A 16,197-nucleotide genomic window follows, 5' to 3' on the forward strand; every position below is an offset into this window, starting at 1 on the left:
AGGCAAAATCAGCCCTGAAACAACAATACCCCAGCACATCGTTTGATGTACTGGGGTATGGTGCCCAGGAGAAGACTCGAACTTCCACGACCTTGCGGCCACTGGCACCTGAAGCCAGCGCGTCTACCAATTCCGCCACCTGGGCTTAGGGGCTGTCTGGTATGCCCCGGATTTGTCGTCCGGAACGGGGCGGAATATACGCGCTGACAAACAAGTGTCAACAAACTTTTTTGAAGTTTCTGCCGAAGTTTTTGCCGTTTTTTACCAAAGCCGTAAAAATGGCAAAAATCCGCCATTTCCACCACACCCGTTCCTAAACCGACTGATCGAAAAGATAGGCCAGAACCCCGTTCAACCGGTTACGGCCCTGCTGTGTCGCCCGCAAACCGGCATCGTCACACACCAGATCACCCGAAACAATCAGGGTTTCGAGGCGTTCAGCATCCAGCACATCACGTGGGCCAGCGTCCGCCACACGGTCAAACCGCGAGAGGGGAATCGCCTCGTTAAGGCGTAATCCCATCATCACCATTTCAATCAAACGTTCGTCGCTTTCCAGCGCGACTTCTTCCTGGGTGCCGTGGCCAAGCTTCTCGACCCGATCAAGCCAGATATCGGGCGCACGGTGACGGCGCACCGCCATCGGCGTAATATGCCCGTCTGTGCCCACCACGGCTTCGCGACCATGCGCGCCGGGGCCGATCCCCAGATAATCGCCATAACGCCAGTAAACCAGGTTATGGCGGCTTTCCTGCCCCGGTTTGGCGTGATTGGAAACTTCGTAACACCGATAGCCGGCCAGTTCGGTTTCTTCCTGGGTAATATCGTAAAGCTCTGCCGCCAGATCTTCACCCGGGACTTTCAGCTCGCCGCGCTGATGCAAGGTATAAAACCGCGTTCCCGGCTCAATCGTCAGCTGATAAAGCGAGATATGCCCATTGGCGATATCAAGCCCTTCGCGCAATTCGCGGCGCCAAGCCGCCGGGTTATGATCCGGCCGCGCGTAAATCAGATCAAACGAAAAACGATCAAATACAGTGGTTGCCACATCAAGCGCACGGCGGGCCTCTGTTGCATTATGGACCCGGCCCAGAAATTCCAGATCGCGGTCGTTCAGGGCCTGAATACCTAGCGATACCCGGTTAATACCATTGGCGGCAAAGGCCGAGAAACGGTCAATCTCAACCGTACCGGGGTTGGCTTCGAGCGTGATTTCAACATCATCGGCAACCCGCCAGTATGTTTTAATATCCGCAATCAGCGCCCCGGCGGTTTCCGGGTCCATCAGCGAGGGTGTACCACCACCAAAAAAGATTGATCCCACCACCCTGTCCGGATGCCGCGCAGCCCCCACCGCCAGTTCGGCCCGCAATGCGGCGCGCCAACGGGCGTGATCCACATGGCTGGCAACATGGCTGTTGAAATCGCAATAAGGGCATTTCGACAGGCAAAACGGCCAGTGGATATAAATACCAAACGGGACGGTTTCGGGCGTTATCAACGGTATGGTCTTTCATGGCAGCGGAAAACACAGCCCCACCCGGGGCTCATAAAATTCAGGCACCGCCGATATCAACCGACGGTGCCCGAGATCAGATAAGCCGGATCAGGCCTTTATGCAAAACAGGCCTTTACCAGCAAGTCAAAAGCTAGGGCACGATGGCTCATTTCATGTTTTTTGTCGGCAGGCATTTCACCAAAGGTTTGGTCATAACCACGTGGCTGAAACATCGGGTCATACCCGAAACCGTTTTTACCACGCTTTGGCCAAACCAGATCGCCTTCGATGCGGCCTTCGAAATTTTCAACATGGTCGTCCGGCCAGGCCAAAGACAGCGCACAGACAAAATCCGCCCGGCGGTCAGGATGGTTGCCCACCGCCGTTTGCACCTTTTGCATCGCCAGGTCAAAATCCCGGTCCGGGCCAGCCCAGCGCGCCGAATAAATGCCCGGCGCACCGTCCAGTGCCCAGACCGCCATGCCCGAATCATCGGCCAATGCAGGCAGTTTAGCCGCCCGTGCGGCGGCAAGGGCCTTTAATTGCGCATTGCCAATAAACGAGTTTTCGGTTTCTTCAGGTTCTGGCAAGCCCAGATCACCCGCCGAAACCACCTCGATTCCAAAAGGGGCAAGAAGCGCTGCAATTTCAACGATCTTGCCTTTGTTGTGGCTGGCAATCACCAGCTTTTTTTCCGTAAAGCGACGTACCATTTTCCGGCCTGCAAGTATCAGGATTAAACACGTTCAGTTTTTTGGTTTTTGGCCGTTAATCTTTGATCCCGGGCCAAAAACCCGTTTTACAGGCCCAGTGCAGCGCGCTGTTTGGCAAACAGCTCGTCACAGCCCTTGCGCGCCAGATCCAGCATCTGATCAAACGCATCGCGTTCAAACGGTACATCTTCGGCAGTCGCCTGAACTTCAACCAGCCCGCCCTTGCCTGCCAGCACAAAATTGGCATCGGCCCCGGCATTGCTGTCTTCGGCGTAATCAAGATCCAGAACCGGGGTGCCTTTGTAAATACCACAGGAGATGGCGGCAACAGCCTGGGTAAAGGGAATTTCCTTGATCAGGCCAAGGCGACGCACCCCCTGAAACGCGATATGAGCGGCAATATAGGCCCCGGTGATTGACGCGGTGCGCGTGCCGCCATCAGCCTGGATCACATCACAATCAAGGCGCATCTGCATTTCGCCCATGGCTTTAAGATCGGTGACCGCGCGGATGGAACGACCGATCAAACGCTGGATTTCCTGGGTACGGCCCGACTGGCTGCCCCGGGTGGCTTCGCGCTGCATGCGCGAATCGGTTGCGCGCGGCAACATGCCATATTCAGCTGTAATCCAGCCCTTGCCCGAATTGCGCATCCAGCCCGGCACCTTGTCTTCAACCGTTGCGGTACACAACACATGGGTATCGCCAAATTTAATCAGGCAGGAGCCTTCGGCATATTTGCTGACACCGGTTTCGATGGTGATATCGCGAAGCTGATCAAGGGAACGACCGGAAGGGCGCATGAAGGAAACCTCATAACAAAATGATTAAAGGACCCGAAATGCAATCCGGGCCAAATCTGGAATGGGGCCAAGCTAATGGTCCCTCCCCCAAAGGTCCAGTATTTTCGCCGGTTTCACCTGTATCGCTGACGTGAAAACAGCCGTACAATGGACAATCAGGGGAATTAACCGCCCGGCCCTGCCACAGCGCGCAATTGACGGCGCGATACGGGCTGTCTAAATTCAGCAAGATATAGCAAAACCGCATGGAACAATGTTTCAAATGGCACTTATGGACAACACAATGCTGGGCGATCTGAATGAGCGATCCCGCGAAGTGTTTCGCCAGATCGTAGATGCCTATGTTGAAACCGGCGAACCGATTGGCTCGCGGACCATTGCGCGGCGCCTGTCGGAAAAACTTTCGGCTGCCACCGTGCGCAATGTCATGTCCGATCTTGAAGATCAGGGCCTGCTGGTGGCACCGCATATTTCCGCCGGGCGACTGCCCAGCGAAAAAGGGCTGCGGCTGTTTGTGAATGCCTTGATGGAGGTTGGTGACCTTCCCAATGCGGAACGTGACCAACTGACCAAAAACTGTGAACGGGCGGGCTATTCGCTTGATGAAATGCTGGGCGAAGCCACCAGCATGCTTTCGGGTCTGTCGCGCTGTGCCGGGTTGGTGGTTGCGCCCAAAACCGACGGATTACGCCTTAAACAAATCGAATTCGTGCCACTTTCACCCGGCAAGGTGCTGGCTGTGCTGGTGGCACAAAATGGCAGTGTGGAAAACCGCATTGTCGATGTTCCGGCCAATTTGCCGACCTCGGCATTGACAGAGGCGGCGAATTATCTAAATACGCAGCTAGCTGGAAAGACTCTTGATGATGCACGCCTTCTGGTCGCGCGCGAGCGGGACCGCATTCAGACCGAGCTCGACGTTTTATCGGCCAATCTGATTGATGCAGGCATTGCGACCTGGGCAGGTGGTGTAAAAGATTCATCGCTGATCATTAAGGGGCAATCCCAGCTGCTGGAAAATATTGCGACCATTGAACAACTTGAAACCGTTCGACGGCTGTTTAATGTTCTGGAAGCCCGAGACCAGATGATCGAGCTTTTGGACGTTACATCAGAGGCGGAAGGGGTTCAGATTTTTATCGGAACCGAAAACAAGCTGTTTGGTGGATCGGGTTTGTCGATGGTGATATCGCCCTATCAGAACGCCGAAGGAAGCATTGTCGGCGCAATCGGGGTTGTCGGACCGACGCGGATCAATTATGCCCGCATAATTCCGCTGGTCGACTATACCGCCAAACTGGTCGGGCGACTGATTGGTTAAATTTTGTGGCGCTGCGTGTCAGGCCACACAACAAATGAAGGTAGTCCAACACATGACGGAAACCGCAAAAAACACCACCGAGGAAGAAATGCAGGACGCAACACCGGCCGAGCAGGTTGCCGCCGAAGAAGCCGCGCAGGAAGACATTGCGCAGGACGGGGCAAATGAAGCCGATGAAATCATCGCAGCCCTTCAGGCCGAAAATGCCGAACTGAAAGACCGGATGTTGCGCACCGCTGCCGAAGCCGAAAACATTCGCCGTCGCGCCAAAAAGGATGTCGAGGATTCGGCCAATTACGCAATTACCAAATTTGCCCGCGACCTTCTGGATGTCGGCGATAATCTGCGGCGCGCCCTTGAAGCAGCAGGCGATGGTGCCAACCAGAACGAAGCCATGAAAACGCTGATCGAAGGCGTTGAAATGACGGAGCGCACCCTGTTGAAATCGTTCGAGCAGAACGGTATTGAAAAGCTGGAACCGCTGGGCGAAAAACTGGATCCGAACAAACACCAGGCCGTGTTTGAGATGCCGAGTAACGAACATCCCGAAGGCCATGTCGCCCAGGTGATGCAGGCAGGTTACGTCATCAAGGATCGGCTATTGCGCCCGGCAATGGTCGGCGTTGCCAAAAAACCCGAAGGTTCCGCGCCTGATGCGGGCAGCGAACCGGGCAGTAATGTTGATACTTCAGCATAAGCGGTTAACACATTGATTTCGCAAAATGGCCCCGCACCCCCGGTGATCGGGGCCATTTTTTTGAGTTTGCCCGCAAACATTGATAAATTAATTTAAATATTGAATTAAAATCATTGTAATTGCACGTAAACACGAGGGGCCATCATGTCTCTTTCCCGCACTATTATTGATGTCTTGCGTGATGAGGCTGCGCCGATTGTCATTTTAACCGGAGCCGGCATATCGCGCGAAAGCGGGTTGCATACCTTTCGCGACCCGGACGGGATTTGGGCGAAATACGATATTTCCGAAGTCGCCACACCCGAGGCATTTGAAAACAACCCGGCCCTGGTTCACAGCTTTTATAATGACCGCCGCAAAATTTTGCACGACCCGGCCGTCATTCCCAATGCCGCCCATCATGCGCTTGCCGATCTGGAAAAGAACTGGCCGGGGGATGTGTTGCTGGTGACCCAGAATATTGATGATCTACACGATCGTGCAGGCAGCCAAAACCTGATCCATATGCATGGCGAGCTGTTAAAAGTGCAGTGCCTTCACTGCTTCGCCATTTCCCCCTGGCAAAATGACCTAGGCAGCGCAGATACCTGTGCCCGGTGCGGTCATACAGGTGGCTTGCGGCCCCATGTTGTGTGGTTTGGCGAAATGCCGCTGGAAATGGAACGGATTTACAGCGCGCTGGAAAAATGCGGGCTGTTTATATCGATTGGTACATCAGGCAATGTTTATCCGGCCGCCGGGTTTGTTGAAATTGCCCATCACCAAGCCGGGGCCGAAACCATCGAAATCAACCTTGAACCCAGCGATGGTGCCAGCCTGTTTGATAATGGTATTTATGGACCTGCCACCCAAACGGTTCCGGCCTTTGTCGATCAGCTGTTGGGTCGGGCAGAAAACAAATCGTAAAAGGCCCGCTCGCCTTTCGGCGTAAAATCCACCACGCGCGAGTCGCGTAACCGCCGTGCCCAGCCCAAATCCAGCATACGTTGCAATAATCCCGCCCCCAGCGCCCCTGCCAGATGCGAACGCCGCATCGACCAATCCAGACATTCACGACACAACGGGCGCCGCAATTGCCGCATATGAGCCAGATCAAGGCCAAACCCTGCGACAAAATCAGCCCCGGCATCGGTCAGCTTGATATCGCCGCCGGGCTCAAAGGTAACGAGCTGACGCTGTTGCAGGTTTTCAAACAGAACCACCCCCATTTCCCCGGCCAAATGGTCATAACAGATGCGGGCCTTGCGCAATGCCGGGTCTTTGGGGCCGGTACGCACACGATTCTGACCGGTGCGCTGGGCAATGCCCATCAGGGTTTCCAGCAATTCAACGATATCAGCATTACCAAGGGTGAAATACCGATGCCGCCCCTGTTTGCGGGCATCAATAATGCCGCCTTCTTGCAGCTTTGCCAGGTGCGAACTCGCGGTTTGTGCGGTTACCCCGGCTTCCTGTGCCAGTTCGGTTGCGGTTAAGGCACGGCCCGCCATCAGCGCGGTCAACATATTGGCCCGCGCCGGATCACCAATTAACGCCGCCACACGGGCAATGTCGGGTCCTTCTTTCATAGTTCGATGTTAATCGAAACATTGCAGTCGCACAATCGGGATAATGGCCAAAGTTCGTATGTTTTCCCGATGCAGGATCCATCATGCAAAACCCCAAAACCAGTTTGGCAACCGAGTTTCTGTTGCTGGCTATTCTCGCCCTTTTATGGGGGACGTCCTATATTTTCATCAAAATCGCCCTTGTGGACATTCCACCCATCACCCTGATTGCAATGCGGGTAAGCATTTCGGCCCTGTTTTTGACCGGTGTTGTTCTATGGCGGAATGATAAATTTCCACGTGATGGCAAAACATGGCGAATGTTGCTGGTTCAGGCCATTTTCAATTCGATTGGCGCCTGGACGGTGCTGGCATGGGGCCAGCAATATGTCGATAGCGGGCTTGCCAGCGTACTTAATTCCACATCCCCGGTTTTTCTGTTCTTTATCACCTTGTTTGTCACCCGCCACGAAACGGTAAACAAAGCAAAACTGATTGGCGCAATGCTGGGTGTTGCCGGTGTCGTCATGATTGTCGGCCCCGATGCTTTACGCGGTCTTGGCGCTAATATTGGTGGCCAGGCAGCCATATTGCCAGGCGCCCTGCTTTATGCCTGCGGGGCCATTTATGGCAAACATTTTGGCACACTTTCAGCACCCGTCACAGCGGCAGGCACCATGGTATGGGCCAGCATTTGCCTGATCCCAGCAAGTCTGTTGCTTGACCAGCCCTGGACATTAACCCCGGCACCCCGTGCGATTATCGCGGTTCTTATGCTGTCGGTATTTTGCACCGGTATGGCGCTGATGATTTATTTTCGGCTGGTGCGCACGCTAGGCTCGATGGGGGTTGCCAGCCAAAGCTATTTGCGCGCCGGAATTGGCGTTGCCCTGGGGGTTTTGTTCCTGGGTGAAAAAATCGGCCCTCTGACACTGGCAGGCATTTTCTGCGCCCTGTCCGGCGTTGCTGTCATCAATTGGCCGCGCAAACCGCGCCCGATTGCCACCAACCCCGCATAACTCCCCGACCCTTCATTTAATTTTTCAGCAACCAGGAAACCGTCAAATGCTGACCTGTTTTATCCGCTATGAAATCGACCCTTACAAAAAAGACGCCTTCGCCGAATATGCGCGTAACTGGGGTCAGGCGATCCCGCGTTGCGGGGCAGACCTGATTGGTTATTTCGCCCCGCATGAAGGCACAACAACCACCGCCTATGGGGTTTATTCGCTGCCCGATCTGGCGGCCTACGAGGCCTATCGCCAGCGCCTGCAAAATGATCCACTGGGGCAGGAAAATTACCGTTTCGCCCAAAAAGAACAATTCATTCGCCGCGAAGACCGGCAGTTTTACCGTCTGGCCTCTGGCCCGCATGGCACAAGGATCAAACCATGATCGCCGTTATTTTTGAAGTAACGCCCAAACCGGACCGGATAAACGACTATTTCGATATCGCCGGTACCTTGCGACCACTGCTTGATGAGATTGACGGCTTCATATCAATCGAACGCTTTGAAAGCATCAGCACACCGGGCAAAATTTTATCCCTGTCATTCTGGCGCGACGAGGATGCGGTTAAGGCGTGGCGAAACCTGGAGGCACACCGCCTGGCCCAAACCACAGGCCGTCACCAGATATTTCAGGATTACCGCCTGCGGGTTGCCACCGTGATGCGCGATTACGGCATGATCGCCCGTGATGAAGTGCCAGCCGATTCGCACCATCATCACGATATATAAATATACTTATTATACCGCCGGACCGCGCGGCCCGACATGATCAAACCTGTGCATCTGCACACTTCACCTTTGATGAAGAATCGTCTTTTAACGTTTTTTCATCCGGTTCATCGGCGGTGGCCGGTCTGGCCCCGCCTTTGAAATCAAGCAGCATCACCGCCAGCACCACCAACCCGGCCCCGACAAAAATAATCGGCATTGGCAACATGTCGAAAAAGATCAGATCCATCGCCATTGAGAACGGCAAAGCGGTATAGGCGGCGGGGGAAATAACACTGGCATCGGCAACACGAACAGCCCGCAAAACCATGTAATTGGTCGACATGGCAAAAAAGCCCGCCCCGCCCGACAGTGCCCAATCGGCGATGCTGGCCGGTTGCCACATGATAATGGCCACCGGCAACCAGATTACCACAGCAATCAGTTGCGGCCAGAACAGCATTGAAAAGTTGGTTTCAGTGCGGACCATAACCTTGGCAAAAAGGGTTTGGGCCGAAAAGCAGAACGCCCCGAACAATGCCGCAGCAATGCCCAGCGGCACGCCAAAACCGTCCATTTTGGGTACACACATCACCCAGACGCCGACAAGCCCCAATACCGTCGCACCAATTTTACGCGCCGTCAGTTTTTCACCAAAAAACACCACCGCCAGCATCACTGTCAGCAGGGCCTCGATAAACAGATAGGCGTTAACCTCGCTGATGCTCATTTGGCGCAAGGCAAAAAAGACACAAAAAAGCGAGCCATACCACAACACGCCCCTGGCAATATGCGCCATTGGGCGGCGGGTGCGGATTTGCCGGGTGCCCACAAAACAGACCACCACAACAAACACCACGACGGTTAAAATGGCACGCATCGCCAAAATCTGGGCGGTTGGAATTTCGGCTGAAACCAGCTTGGCGCACACATCGACAAAAACGCCCGACGCCATTGCAGCTGTCATCCATAAAACGCCGCGCAAATTTCCGCTCAGGCGCGTCAGCGTCCGGGTCATAGCCAAATTCCTGTGTTCAGATGAAAAGGATAAAGAGGGAGTTTCCAAAGCCGGGATCAGTCAGAACTGCGGGTGGCGCAAGGAGACATAGGGTATGGAAACCCTCTCTGGACGACATATTGCCCGGAACTATTCAAAAAAACGAATGAAGAGTTTTCACCGACCGATGAGAAAATTTTGTGCCAAACAAAATGCCGGTCCTGTTAAACAGAACCAGCCCACAATGCCTGTTAGCGGAAAACCATCCATCATGCGTCGCAAATTACCGCCCTTACGCGCCCTTGTCGCCTTTGAAGCCACCGCCCGTCATCAAAGTGTGAAGGATGCCGCCGAAGAGCTGAATGTTACCCAAAGTGCGATCAGCCACCAGTTGCGCCAGCTTGAAGAAAGCGTTGGTGTTGTATTGTTTGTGCGTAAGGGACGCGGATTATCGCTGACCAAATCGGCGCGTCAGCTATTACCGCGCCTGACCGCTGCCCTGGATGATATTTCCGGCATCACTAGCGAAATCGGCCCCGACAAGGGGCGTGCCATTCGCATTGGTGCGCTGGCAACCCCGGCCCTTAGCATCCTGATCGAAGAGCTGGAAAGCCTGAGAAACGCCATGCCCGGCGATATCCCGGTGCAATTTCGTAAAATCGAATTTGATGACGATCTTGATCCGTTAGAAATTGATATTGCCCTGCAAATCGCCCCGAAAGACCTGCCCGGCCCGGAGGGCTGGACAATGGAACTTCTAACCCCGGAAATTTACCATGCGCTGGTATCCCCGCAATGGCTGAAACAACGGGGCCTGAACGAAAACACTGTCGATGTTTCACGCCTTGAACCCCGCGACATTTTACTGATCGACAGCGACAGCGAACAGTTTTCGCAAATCAACTCGTGGTTTGAGGAAACACATTTCGCCCTGTCTGACTGCTGGACATTCAGCCACCATATATGGGCGCTGGAAGCCGCACGCGAAGGACATGGCATTGTCGCAAGTACCGATGTGGTGGCGCGCAAATATGTTGATCGCGGCGAACTGGTTGCCCTTAATTTCCCCGACTTCATGTCAAGCTGGTGGTACCGCTTGCTGATCCGCCCGTCGCGAGAACGCGACCCCGCCGTAATGGCCGCCGCGAACTGGATTCGCGACCAGATCGGCCCGCAATCGCGTGAAAACACATCACTGTAACCTTCACTTTGTTGCGAAATACCTTTCAGGCCTGTACAACCTTCTGGCACAATATTGTTGAGGGGCAATATTGGTATTAATCAGAATTCATCCGGGGGGAAGATGTCCAAGGTAAATCTGGTATCGGTTATCGTGACCACCTATAACTGGTCATCGGCACTTGCCATGGTTTTGCAATCACTGATTGATCAAAAAGACCGACATTTTGAAATCGTCATCGCCGATGATGGTTCTGATCGCGAAACCCGCGATCTTATTGAAAAATTTGCCAGCCGTTCCCCCGTTCCTGTTCATCATTTCTGGCAAAAAGATTCCGGTTTTCGTGTTGCCCGTGCCCGAAATGGCGCGCTTTCAATGTGTCATGGCGATCTGGTGCTGTTTATTGATGGCGATTGCTGTGTCATGCCCGATTTTATTGCCCGCCATCGTCAGGCGGCAACACCGGGTTGTTTTGTGACGGGAAAACGGGTTTTCCTTAAACGTCGCTTTACCGACTTGCTGTTGCGCACCCAGCTGGCCTTTCATAAATGGCCGCGGGCTGCCCTGTTCGGGCTGGGCCTGACCGGCCAGTGTAACCGCCCGTTCCAGTTTGTACCGATGTTGCAAACAGACAAAGGCCTGTGGAAACACGAAAATTGCTGGAAAAAGGCCCAAACCTGCAACCTTGCTGTTTTCCGCAGTGATATCGACCGGGTAGCAGGTTTTGATGAATCCTATGAAGGCCATGGAATGGAAGATTCGGACTTTGTCCTGCGATTGTTAAGGTCCGGTTTGCGGCGCAAAAACCTGGAATACAGCTCGCCAGTCTTGCATCTGTTTCATGGTCGAAAAATTGCCCAGCGCCATGCCGGTTCTGACAATAACGGGGTTCATTTCAAGAATCTTGAACAGGATGCAACCCGGTTCCTACCGGGAAAAAGCATATTTTTATCCCCCGAAGCCGCAGAATAACCCCCTACACGACCAAGGACGCACAAGCGCGTTCTTGGAACATGGCGCATTTCGCGATAAAAGGGCCGCATCATTTTTGCACGCCTGCCAAGGGCGCGTAGATGAATCCCATATCAAAGCCCGGCAACGGGCGATCTGAAGCAAACGCGAAAGGGTGTTTCCCCGATGGACCTCAGCAAGATTGCGGTTGGTAAAGACGTTCCCTGGGACGTCAATGTTGTTATTGAAATCCCGCAGGGCGGGCCGATCAAATACGAAGTCGACAAGGATTCCGGCGCCTTGTTCGTTGACCGTTTCCTGCATACCTCGATGTATTATCCGGTCAATTACGGCTTCATCCCCAACACCCTGGGTGAAGATGGCGACCCGGTTGATGCCATGGTCATGTTCCGCCAGCCTGTTGTTGCCGGTTCTGTCATTCGTGCACGCCCGATTGGCGTGCTGATGATGGAAGATGAAGCAGGCATGGACGAAAAACTGATCTGCGTGCCGCACGAAAAAGTTGATCCTTACTATAAGGACATCAAATCGCACGAAGATCTGCCCGAAATCCTGCGCGACCAGATCCAGCATTTCTTTGAACGCTACAAGGATCTGGAAAAAGGCAAATGGGTTAAGGTCACCGGCTGGAAAGGTGCAGACACCGCCGCCGAACTGATCAATGTTGCGATTGAACGTTTCGCAAAATAATGATGCCCGCCCGTTCTGACCAACATAACGGGCATGACTAATTTCAACGCCTCGCAGAAATGCGGGGCGTTGTTGTTTTTGGCACCGTCGAAATGGCGCAATATAGTATATATCATCTGAAAATATCGCAGCGATGCCAGCGACCATGCCGGGGCAAAATTCAATATCGCCCTAACCGCTCATGGTCATTTAAATGCGTTAACGTGTGTATCATTCCCCTGTCACAGGTACGACTTGATGGATAGTTTTGCCCCCAACCCGGCCCGACATAGCGACATCACCGTGAATAAAAACGGAGAGCTTGCCTTTGGCGGACAGACATACCGGGCAGCAATTGGCAAAACCGGAATGCAGCACAACAAAAACGAGGGTGATGGTGCCAGCCCGATTGGAATTTGGCATTTGCGATATGTGATGTATCGGGCCGACCGGGTTGCGCCACCGCGAACAAACCTGCCTGTTTATACCATAGCCAAAGACGATGGCTGGTGTGACGATGTACATAATGTGGCCTATAACCGCCCTGTACACCTGCCATTTGCAGGCAGCCATGAAAAACTTTGGCGCGACGACGGCATCTATGACCTGATCGTGACCCTGAACCACAATGACGACCCCGCAATACCGTGCTATGGATCAGCAATCTTCATGCATATTGCCCGCCCGGCATACGATGGAACCGAAGGATGCATTGCGCTGGCAAAAAATGATCTGGAAACAATTTTGGCAAATTGCGACGTCTACAGCCGCCTTTGCATTGGCATGACTTGAACATACCCTTGCAGGCAAACCTGCAACATCCTAGGTTCAAGGCCGTACATTTATCAGACCGGGACAGAACATGATCGAAGACGATTATCTATACACCAAGGGCGGCATTAAAGGATTTGGCGCAAAACTGCGCAAATTTTTTGGCAGCGGACGTTTCTGGCTGCGTGCATTTGCCGTCATTGTGGTTCTGTGCCTGATCTATTATCCGGTCGGGATGCTGATTGTTCAGAAAATCGACGATAATCCCGATTTTAGCGGCGATTACCAGGGCGGCAGCCACGCCGTTGCCACCGCCATCGGCCTGATTGACCGCGAAGTTAACCAGCATCAATGGACGGCAAATGACCCGTTCTTCATGCCCGGTGCCGCGCTGGACAATATGCCGAATTTCCAGAGCGGAATTATTTACGCCCTGTCGCGATTCGCAATCGAACTTTCAGACCAGATCGGTCGGGCGCGCGGCTCCAGCCAGGTCGATAGTGATCTCGATAACGCTGCCGGTGTTTTAAAATTCCGCGGTGACAAATGGGTATTTGATCCCAGCATTTCGCTTTTGCCCGGTGTGTCATCCGAACAGCAATACCGCCAGGCGATTTCAGCGTTGCGGCGCTATAACGAACGACTGGCAAGTGGGAACGCTGCCTTTGAACGCCGCGCAGACAATTTGCAGGAAACACTCGGACGGATCGCCAACGATCTGGGGTCCGCATCGGCCCTGATTGATAACAAGGTGATCAATCCATCCATTTTTGACACCACCGCTGATGACGTTTTTTACGCCACCAAGGGTCGGCTTTACGCCTATAGCCTGATTTTACGGGATTTGGGCACCGATTTTGAAAACATCCTTAACGAACGCCAGGTTAGCCAGGTGTGGGCAGAAATGGTGGCATCCTTGCAGGCCGCCTCCAGACTGGACCCGGTTGTCGTGATCAATGGCTCGGCCGATGGCATTATCCTGCCCAACCATCTTGCCGGACTGGGTTTTTACCTGTTGCGCGCACGCACCCAGATGAATGAAATCATCAGTATCCTGCAACGCTAGGCCCAATATGGTATTTTTCCGAATACCTGAGTTGCATGGTCGGACTTGATCTTTTATCAAAATTGGCCCATTTAGAGACCAAAGAGAAAGACATGAGGGCTGCCGCATGTGCCATGACTGCGGCGCCACAGCAAAAGGACTTGGTGAAAATGTTCATACAAACCGAACCCACCCCGAATCCGGCCACCCTTAAATTTCTTCCGGGCGAAGAAGTTATGGGACGCCAGGGTACCGCAAATTTCACCAGCAACGATGAACATGTGAAATCGCCGCTGGCGCGCAAACTGTTTGAAGTTGACGGTATTACCGGTGTGTTTCTGGGCGGTGATTTTATCACCATCACCAAAGAAGACAGCCGCGAATGGCAAACCCTGAAACCGCAAATTCTGGGCGGGATCATGGAGCACTACACTTCGGGCCAACCGGTTCTCGATCAGGGCAGCGATGCAACCAAAGCCACCAGCTCGGCGGCCGAAGGAGATGATGAACTGGTAACCCAGATCAAGGAACTGCTCGATACCCGTGTGCGTCCGGCCGTGGCCCAGGATGGTGGCGATATCGTTTTTCACAAATTTGAAGACGGCGTTGTCTATCTGGAAATGCATGGGGCCTGCTCTGGCTGCCCCAGCAGCACCGCGACCCTGAAAATGGGGATCGAAAACATGCTGCGTTATTATGTTCCGGAAGTTCAGGCTGTTGAGCCGGTGATGGCCGAATACTGATCGTATTCACCGTCTGACCAAGATATTTTCATATTCGCGCCGAATTTATGGGCTATTGGTGTTTGGTACTAAAAAGACTGACCGATAAAATATCGGCGCGAATATTGCGACCCGCTTGCGACCCTGTCGGCCACCTATCGGTTCCCTGCATGTGATATGCAGCACAGGAACCAATCTGCGCGTCATGTAAGATGCGTCTTACTATAGATGGTAGCCCAACAGGCACGGGGTACAAAACACAGTGTTTTGGCCCCATAAAAACAGGATGAAAACATCCATCATTAACCGATTCGTAACTATTTTTGCCCTGCGTGCGAACTTTTTCGCTCGCGATGCGTTGCTGTTCTGATCCGCAACGCAAGCATTGGTGGGGGTTTTTGCTGTGTGTATTTTTTCGGATTGCGCCAATACCGCGGTCCGGTCATAGATATTCATGCGCAGAAAACGAACAGGTTCAATGATCCTGGAGAGAGATGAATGAGTAGCGCAAATCAGAGTACATTTACCAAAGTCGCACTGGCGTCATTAGTTGGCGCTGTGGGATTACAGTATGTGCTGATGTTTGGCGGCTTCGATATCGCCCCGAAACCGGCCGGTATGGTCATTGATGCGTCAATTGTGGTGCCGGTCAAACCGGAAAAACCCAAGGTTAAAAAACTTTATCAGCGTGACCCGGAAGTGGTCGCGCTCGACCAGTATTTTAAAAGCATCGACTATAAACTGGCTAGTGCCGTTGAAATTCCGCGTGTCTATATCAAACGTGTCCCCAAGGGCCTGCGCGATCTAAGCTCGGTTGCGGAGCGCAAACAGATCTTTTTGCGCATTATCCTGCCGCTTGCATTGCGGGTAAACGAAGAAATTGCCGCCCGTCGTGATCGTTTGTTATCGATCCAAAGCAATGAATATGCCGGTGTTCCTGCCACCCCGACCCAGCAAAAATGGGTCGAAAAAATGATGAAACGCTATCGCGTAGACGGTGGTGGCATTGCCGCCCTGCTGGAACGCATCGACATCATTCCGCCTTCGCTTATTTTGGCGCAATCGGCTGAAGAAAGTGGATGGGGCACATCCCGCTTTGTGCGTAAGGGCAACGCCCTGTTTGGCCAGTGGGCCTATAACGAGGAAGAAGGCATTGTTCCCGAAGACCGCGAACTGGGTAAAACCCATGTCATCAAGGCGTTTGATACCTTGATGGATTCAGTCCGCGCCTATGCCGTGAATATCAATTCCCACCCGGCCTATGAAGCGCTACGCGAACAACGCGCCAATCTTCGGGCTGAAGGAAGCGATATTACCGGTTGGGAACTTGCCAAAACCCTGATCAAATATTCCGAACGGGGCGAAGATTATGTTCAGTCCCTGCATGCGATCATGAAGGCCAACGACCTTGATACGCTTGATGCAATGAAATTTGCCGTTGATGATGTGCCGCCGCCCCCCAATTTGCTGGCATCCCTGCAAGGCTAAGCAGCACAAAACAAAATGCAAAAACGACAAAAGGGTGCCAAATACGGCACCCTTTT

Annotated in this window: 18 protein-coding genes and 1 tRNA gene; 13 read left to right on the forward strand and 6 right to left on the reverse strand. The window is 53.3% G+C overall.

The genetic code is table 11. The features are described 5' to 3' along the window. Window positions 1-58 precede the first annotated feature (58 nt). The 4 genes from THS27_RS01585 to rph form a co-directional block, all read right to left on the reverse strand. Window positions 59-145, reverse strand: a tRNA-Leu gene (locus THS27_RS01585). A 168-nt stretch (window positions 146-313) separates the two neighbouring features. Further along, a complete protein-coding gene (gene hemW / locus THS27_RS01590) occupies window positions 314-1,501 on the reverse strand; it encodes a radical SAM family heme chaperone HemW (protein WP_139835441.1) in 1,188 nt (395 codons plus the stop codon). Window positions 1,502-1,614: 113 nt separating this feature from the next. Then, the gene (rdgB, locus tag THS27_RS01595) at window positions 1,615-2,211 is read right to left on the reverse strand and encodes an RdgB/HAM1 family non-canonical purine NTP pyrophosphatase (RefSeq protein ID WP_085587277.1); all 597 of its coding nucleotides are present in this window, start codon (window positions 2,209-2,211) and stop codon (window positions 1,615-1,617) included. 86 nt (window positions 2,212-2,297) lie between these two features. After that, the gene (gene rph / locus THS27_RS01600) at window positions 2,298-3,014 is read right to left on the reverse strand and encodes a ribonuclease PH (protein ID WP_085587278.1); all 717 of its coding nucleotides are present in this window, start codon (window positions 3,012-3,014) and stop codon (window positions 2,298-2,300) included. A 262-nt stretch (window positions 3,015-3,276) separates the two neighbouring features. On the opposite strand from rph, the gene hrcA reads away from it, so the two are divergent. From hrcA to cobB, 3 genes are all read left to right on the forward strand, one after another. Continuing rightward, a complete protein-coding gene (gene hrcA / locus THS27_RS01605; protein ID WP_139835442.1) occupies window positions 3,277-4,335 on the forward strand; it encodes a heat-inducible transcriptional repressor HrcA in 1,059 nt (352 codons plus the stop codon). 52 nt (window positions 4,336-4,387) lie between these two features. Next, window positions 4,388-5,032, forward strand: a complete 645-nt coding sequence (gene grpE / locus THS27_RS01610) for a nucleotide exchange factor GrpE (RefSeq protein ID WP_085587279.1) — start codon at window positions 4,388-4,390, stop codon at window positions 5,030-5,032. A gap of 144 nt (window positions 5,033-5,176) precedes the next feature. Then, a complete protein-coding gene (gene cobB, locus THS27_RS01615) occupies window positions 5,177-5,938 on the forward strand; it encodes a Sir2 family NAD+-dependent deacetylase (protein ID WP_085587280.1) in 762 nt (253 codons plus the stop codon). Here the strand turns inward: cobB and THS27_RS01620 are convergent. Continuing rightward, window positions 5,905-6,600, reverse strand: coding sequence for a helix-turn-helix transcriptional regulator (locus THS27_RS01620; protein WP_085587281.1), 696 nt, complete (start codon window positions 6,598-6,600; stop codon window positions 5,905-5,907). The two genes, cobB and THS27_RS01620, sit on opposite strands and share 34 nt — an antisense overlap. Window positions 6,601-6,683: 83 nt before the next feature. Here THS27_RS01620 and THS27_RS01625 point away from each other — a divergent pair, with 83 nt between their 5' ends. The 3 genes from THS27_RS01625 to THS27_RS01635 are packed head-to-tail and all read left to right on the forward strand — an operon-like array spanning window position 6,684 to window position 8,318. Then, window positions 6,684-7,598 carry a DMT family transporter gene (locus tag THS27_RS01625; protein WP_085587282.1) on the forward strand — a complete coding sequence of 305 codons (915 nt, stop codon included), beginning with the start codon at window positions 6,684-6,686 and terminating at the stop codon, window positions 7,596-7,598. A gap of 46 nt (window positions 7,599-7,644) precedes the next feature. Further along, window positions 7,645-7,974 (forward strand): NIPSNAP family protein, encoded by a 330-nt coding sequence (locus THS27_RS01630; protein ID WP_085587283.1) that lies wholly within the window; start codon window positions 7,645-7,647, stop codon window positions 7,972-7,974. Then, entirely contained in the window at window positions 7,971-8,318 is a 348-nt protein-coding gene (locus tag THS27_RS01635) for an antibiotic biosynthesis monooxygenase (protein ID WP_085587284.1), read from the forward strand. The genes THS27_RS01630 and THS27_RS01635 overlap by 4 nt, the downstream gene beginning before the upstream one ends. A 40-nt stretch (window positions 8,319-8,358) precedes the next feature. Here THS27_RS01635 and THS27_RS01640 read toward each other — a convergent pair whose 3' ends face one another. Continuing rightward, window positions 8,359-9,315: a DMT family transporter gene (locus THS27_RS01640; RefSeq protein ID WP_085587285.1), complete on the reverse strand. Its 957-nt coding sequence runs from the start codon at window positions 9,313-9,315 to the stop codon at window positions 8,359-8,361. A gap of 250 nt (window positions 9,316-9,565) precedes the next feature. Here THS27_RS01640 and THS27_RS01645 point away from each other — a divergent pair, with 250 nt between their 5' ends. From THS27_RS01645 to THS27_RS01680, 7 genes are all read left to right on the forward strand, one after another. Then, the gene (locus THS27_RS01645) at window positions 9,566-10,495 is read left to right on the forward strand and encodes a LysR family transcriptional regulator (protein ID WP_085587697.1); all 930 of its coding nucleotides are present in this window, start codon (window positions 9,566-9,568) and stop codon (window positions 10,493-10,495) included. Window positions 10,496-10,597: 102 nt separating this feature from the next. Next, complete coding sequence (locus tag THS27_RS01650) at window positions 10,598-11,446, forward strand: glycosyltransferase (RefSeq protein WP_085587286.1); 849 nt, start codon at window positions 10,598-10,600, stop codon at window positions 11,444-11,446. 165 nt (window positions 11,447-11,611) lie between these two features. After that, window positions 11,612-12,136, forward strand: a complete 525-nt coding sequence (gene ppa / locus THS27_RS01655) for an inorganic diphosphatase (RefSeq protein WP_085587287.1) — start codon at window positions 11,612-11,614, stop codon at window positions 12,134-12,136. A gap of 237 nt (window positions 12,137-12,373) precedes the next feature. Beyond that, on the forward strand, window positions 12,374-12,907 hold the full coding sequence (locus tag THS27_RS01660) for a L,D-transpeptidase (protein WP_085587288.1): 534 nt from the start codon (window positions 12,374-12,376) through the stop codon (window positions 12,905-12,907). A 70-nt stretch (window positions 12,908-12,977) separates the two neighbouring features. Next, window positions 12,978-13,952 (forward strand): DUF2333 family protein, encoded by a 975-nt coding sequence (locus tag THS27_RS01665; RefSeq protein ID WP_085587289.1) that lies wholly within the window; start codon window positions 12,978-12,980, stop codon window positions 13,950-13,952. A 149-nt stretch (window positions 13,953-14,101) separates the two neighbouring features. Beyond that, window positions 14,102-14,674, forward strand: a complete 573-nt coding sequence (locus THS27_RS01670; RefSeq protein WP_085587290.1) for a NifU family protein — start codon at window positions 14,102-14,104, stop codon at window positions 14,672-14,674. Between the two features lie 477 nt (window positions 14,675-15,151). Next, window positions 15,152-16,141 carry a glucosaminidase domain-containing protein gene (locus tag THS27_RS01680; protein ID WP_085587292.1) on the forward strand — a complete coding sequence of 330 codons (990 nt, stop codon included), beginning with the start codon at window positions 15,152-15,154 and terminating at the stop codon, window positions 16,139-16,141. Window positions 16,142-16,197: the final 56 nt, after the last annotated feature.

This window comes from Thalassospira sp. MCCC 1A01428, from assembly GCF_002115825.1.
Classification (GTDB): Bacteria; Pseudomonadota; Alphaproteobacteria; order Rhodospirillales; family Thalassospiraceae; genus Thalassospira.

Bases quoted from the DNA above. Each gene is read 5' to 3' on its own strand.
- rdgB (WP_085587277.1), bottom strand. From the start codon at position 2,211: ATGGTACGTCGCTTTACGGAAAAAAAGCTGGTGATTGCCAGCCACAAC.
- rph (WP_085587278.1), bottom strand. From the start codon at position 3,014: ATGCGCCCTTCCGGTCGTTCCCTTGATCAGCTTCGCGATATCACCATC.
- hrcA (WP_139835442.1), top strand. From the start codon at position 3,277: ATGGCACTTATGGACAACACAATGCTGGGCGATCTGAATGAGCGATCC.
- grpE (WP_085587279.1), top strand. From the start codon at position 4,388: ATGACGGAAACCGCAAAAAACACCACCGAGGAAGAAATGCAGGACGCA.
- cobB (WP_085587280.1), top strand. From the start codon at position 5,177: ATGTCTCTTTCCCGCACTATTATTGATGTCTTGCGTGATGAGGCTGCG.
- THS27_RS01620 (WP_085587281.1), bottom strand. From the start codon at position 6,600: ATGAAAGAAGGACCCGACATTGCCCGTGTGGCGGCGTTAATTGGTGAT.
- THS27_RS01625 (WP_085587282.1), top strand. From the start codon at position 6,684: ATGCAAAACCCCAAAACCAGTTTGGCAACCGAGTTTCTGTTGCTGGCT.
- THS27_RS01630 (WP_085587283.1), top strand. From the start codon at position 7,645: ATGCTGACCTGTTTTATCCGCTATGAAATCGACCCTTACAAAAAAGAC.
- THS27_RS01635 (WP_085587284.1), top strand. From the start codon at position 7,971: ATGATCGCCGTTATTTTTGAAGTAACGCCCAAACCGGACCGGATAAAC.
- THS27_RS01640 (WP_085587285.1), bottom strand. From the start codon at position 9,315: ATGACCCGGACGCTGACGCGCCTGAGCGGAAATTTGCGCGGCGTTTTA.
- THS27_RS01645 (WP_085587697.1), top strand. From the start codon at position 9,566: ATGCGTCGCAAATTACCGCCCTTACGCGCCCTTGTCGCCTTTGAAGCC.
- THS27_RS01650 (WP_085587286.1), top strand. From the start codon at position 10,598: ATGTCCAAGGTAAATCTGGTATCGGTTATCGTGACCACCTATAACTGG.
- ppa (WP_085587287.1), top strand. From the start codon at position 11,612: ATGGACCTCAGCAAGATTGCGGTTGGTAAAGACGTTCCCTGGGACGTC.
- THS27_RS01660 (WP_085587288.1), top strand. From the start codon at position 12,374: ATGGATAGTTTTGCCCCCAACCCGGCCCGACATAGCGACATCACCGTG.
- THS27_RS01665 (WP_085587289.1), top strand. From the start codon at position 12,978: ATGATCGAAGACGATTATCTATACACCAAGGGCGGCATTAAAGGATTT.
- THS27_RS01670 (WP_085587290.1), top strand. From the start codon at position 14,102: ATGTTCATACAAACCGAACCCACCCCGAATCCGGCCACCCTTAAATTT.
- THS27_RS01680 (WP_085587292.1), top strand. From the start codon at position 15,152: ATGAGTAGCGCAAATCAGAGTACATTTACCAAAGTCGCACTGGCGTCA.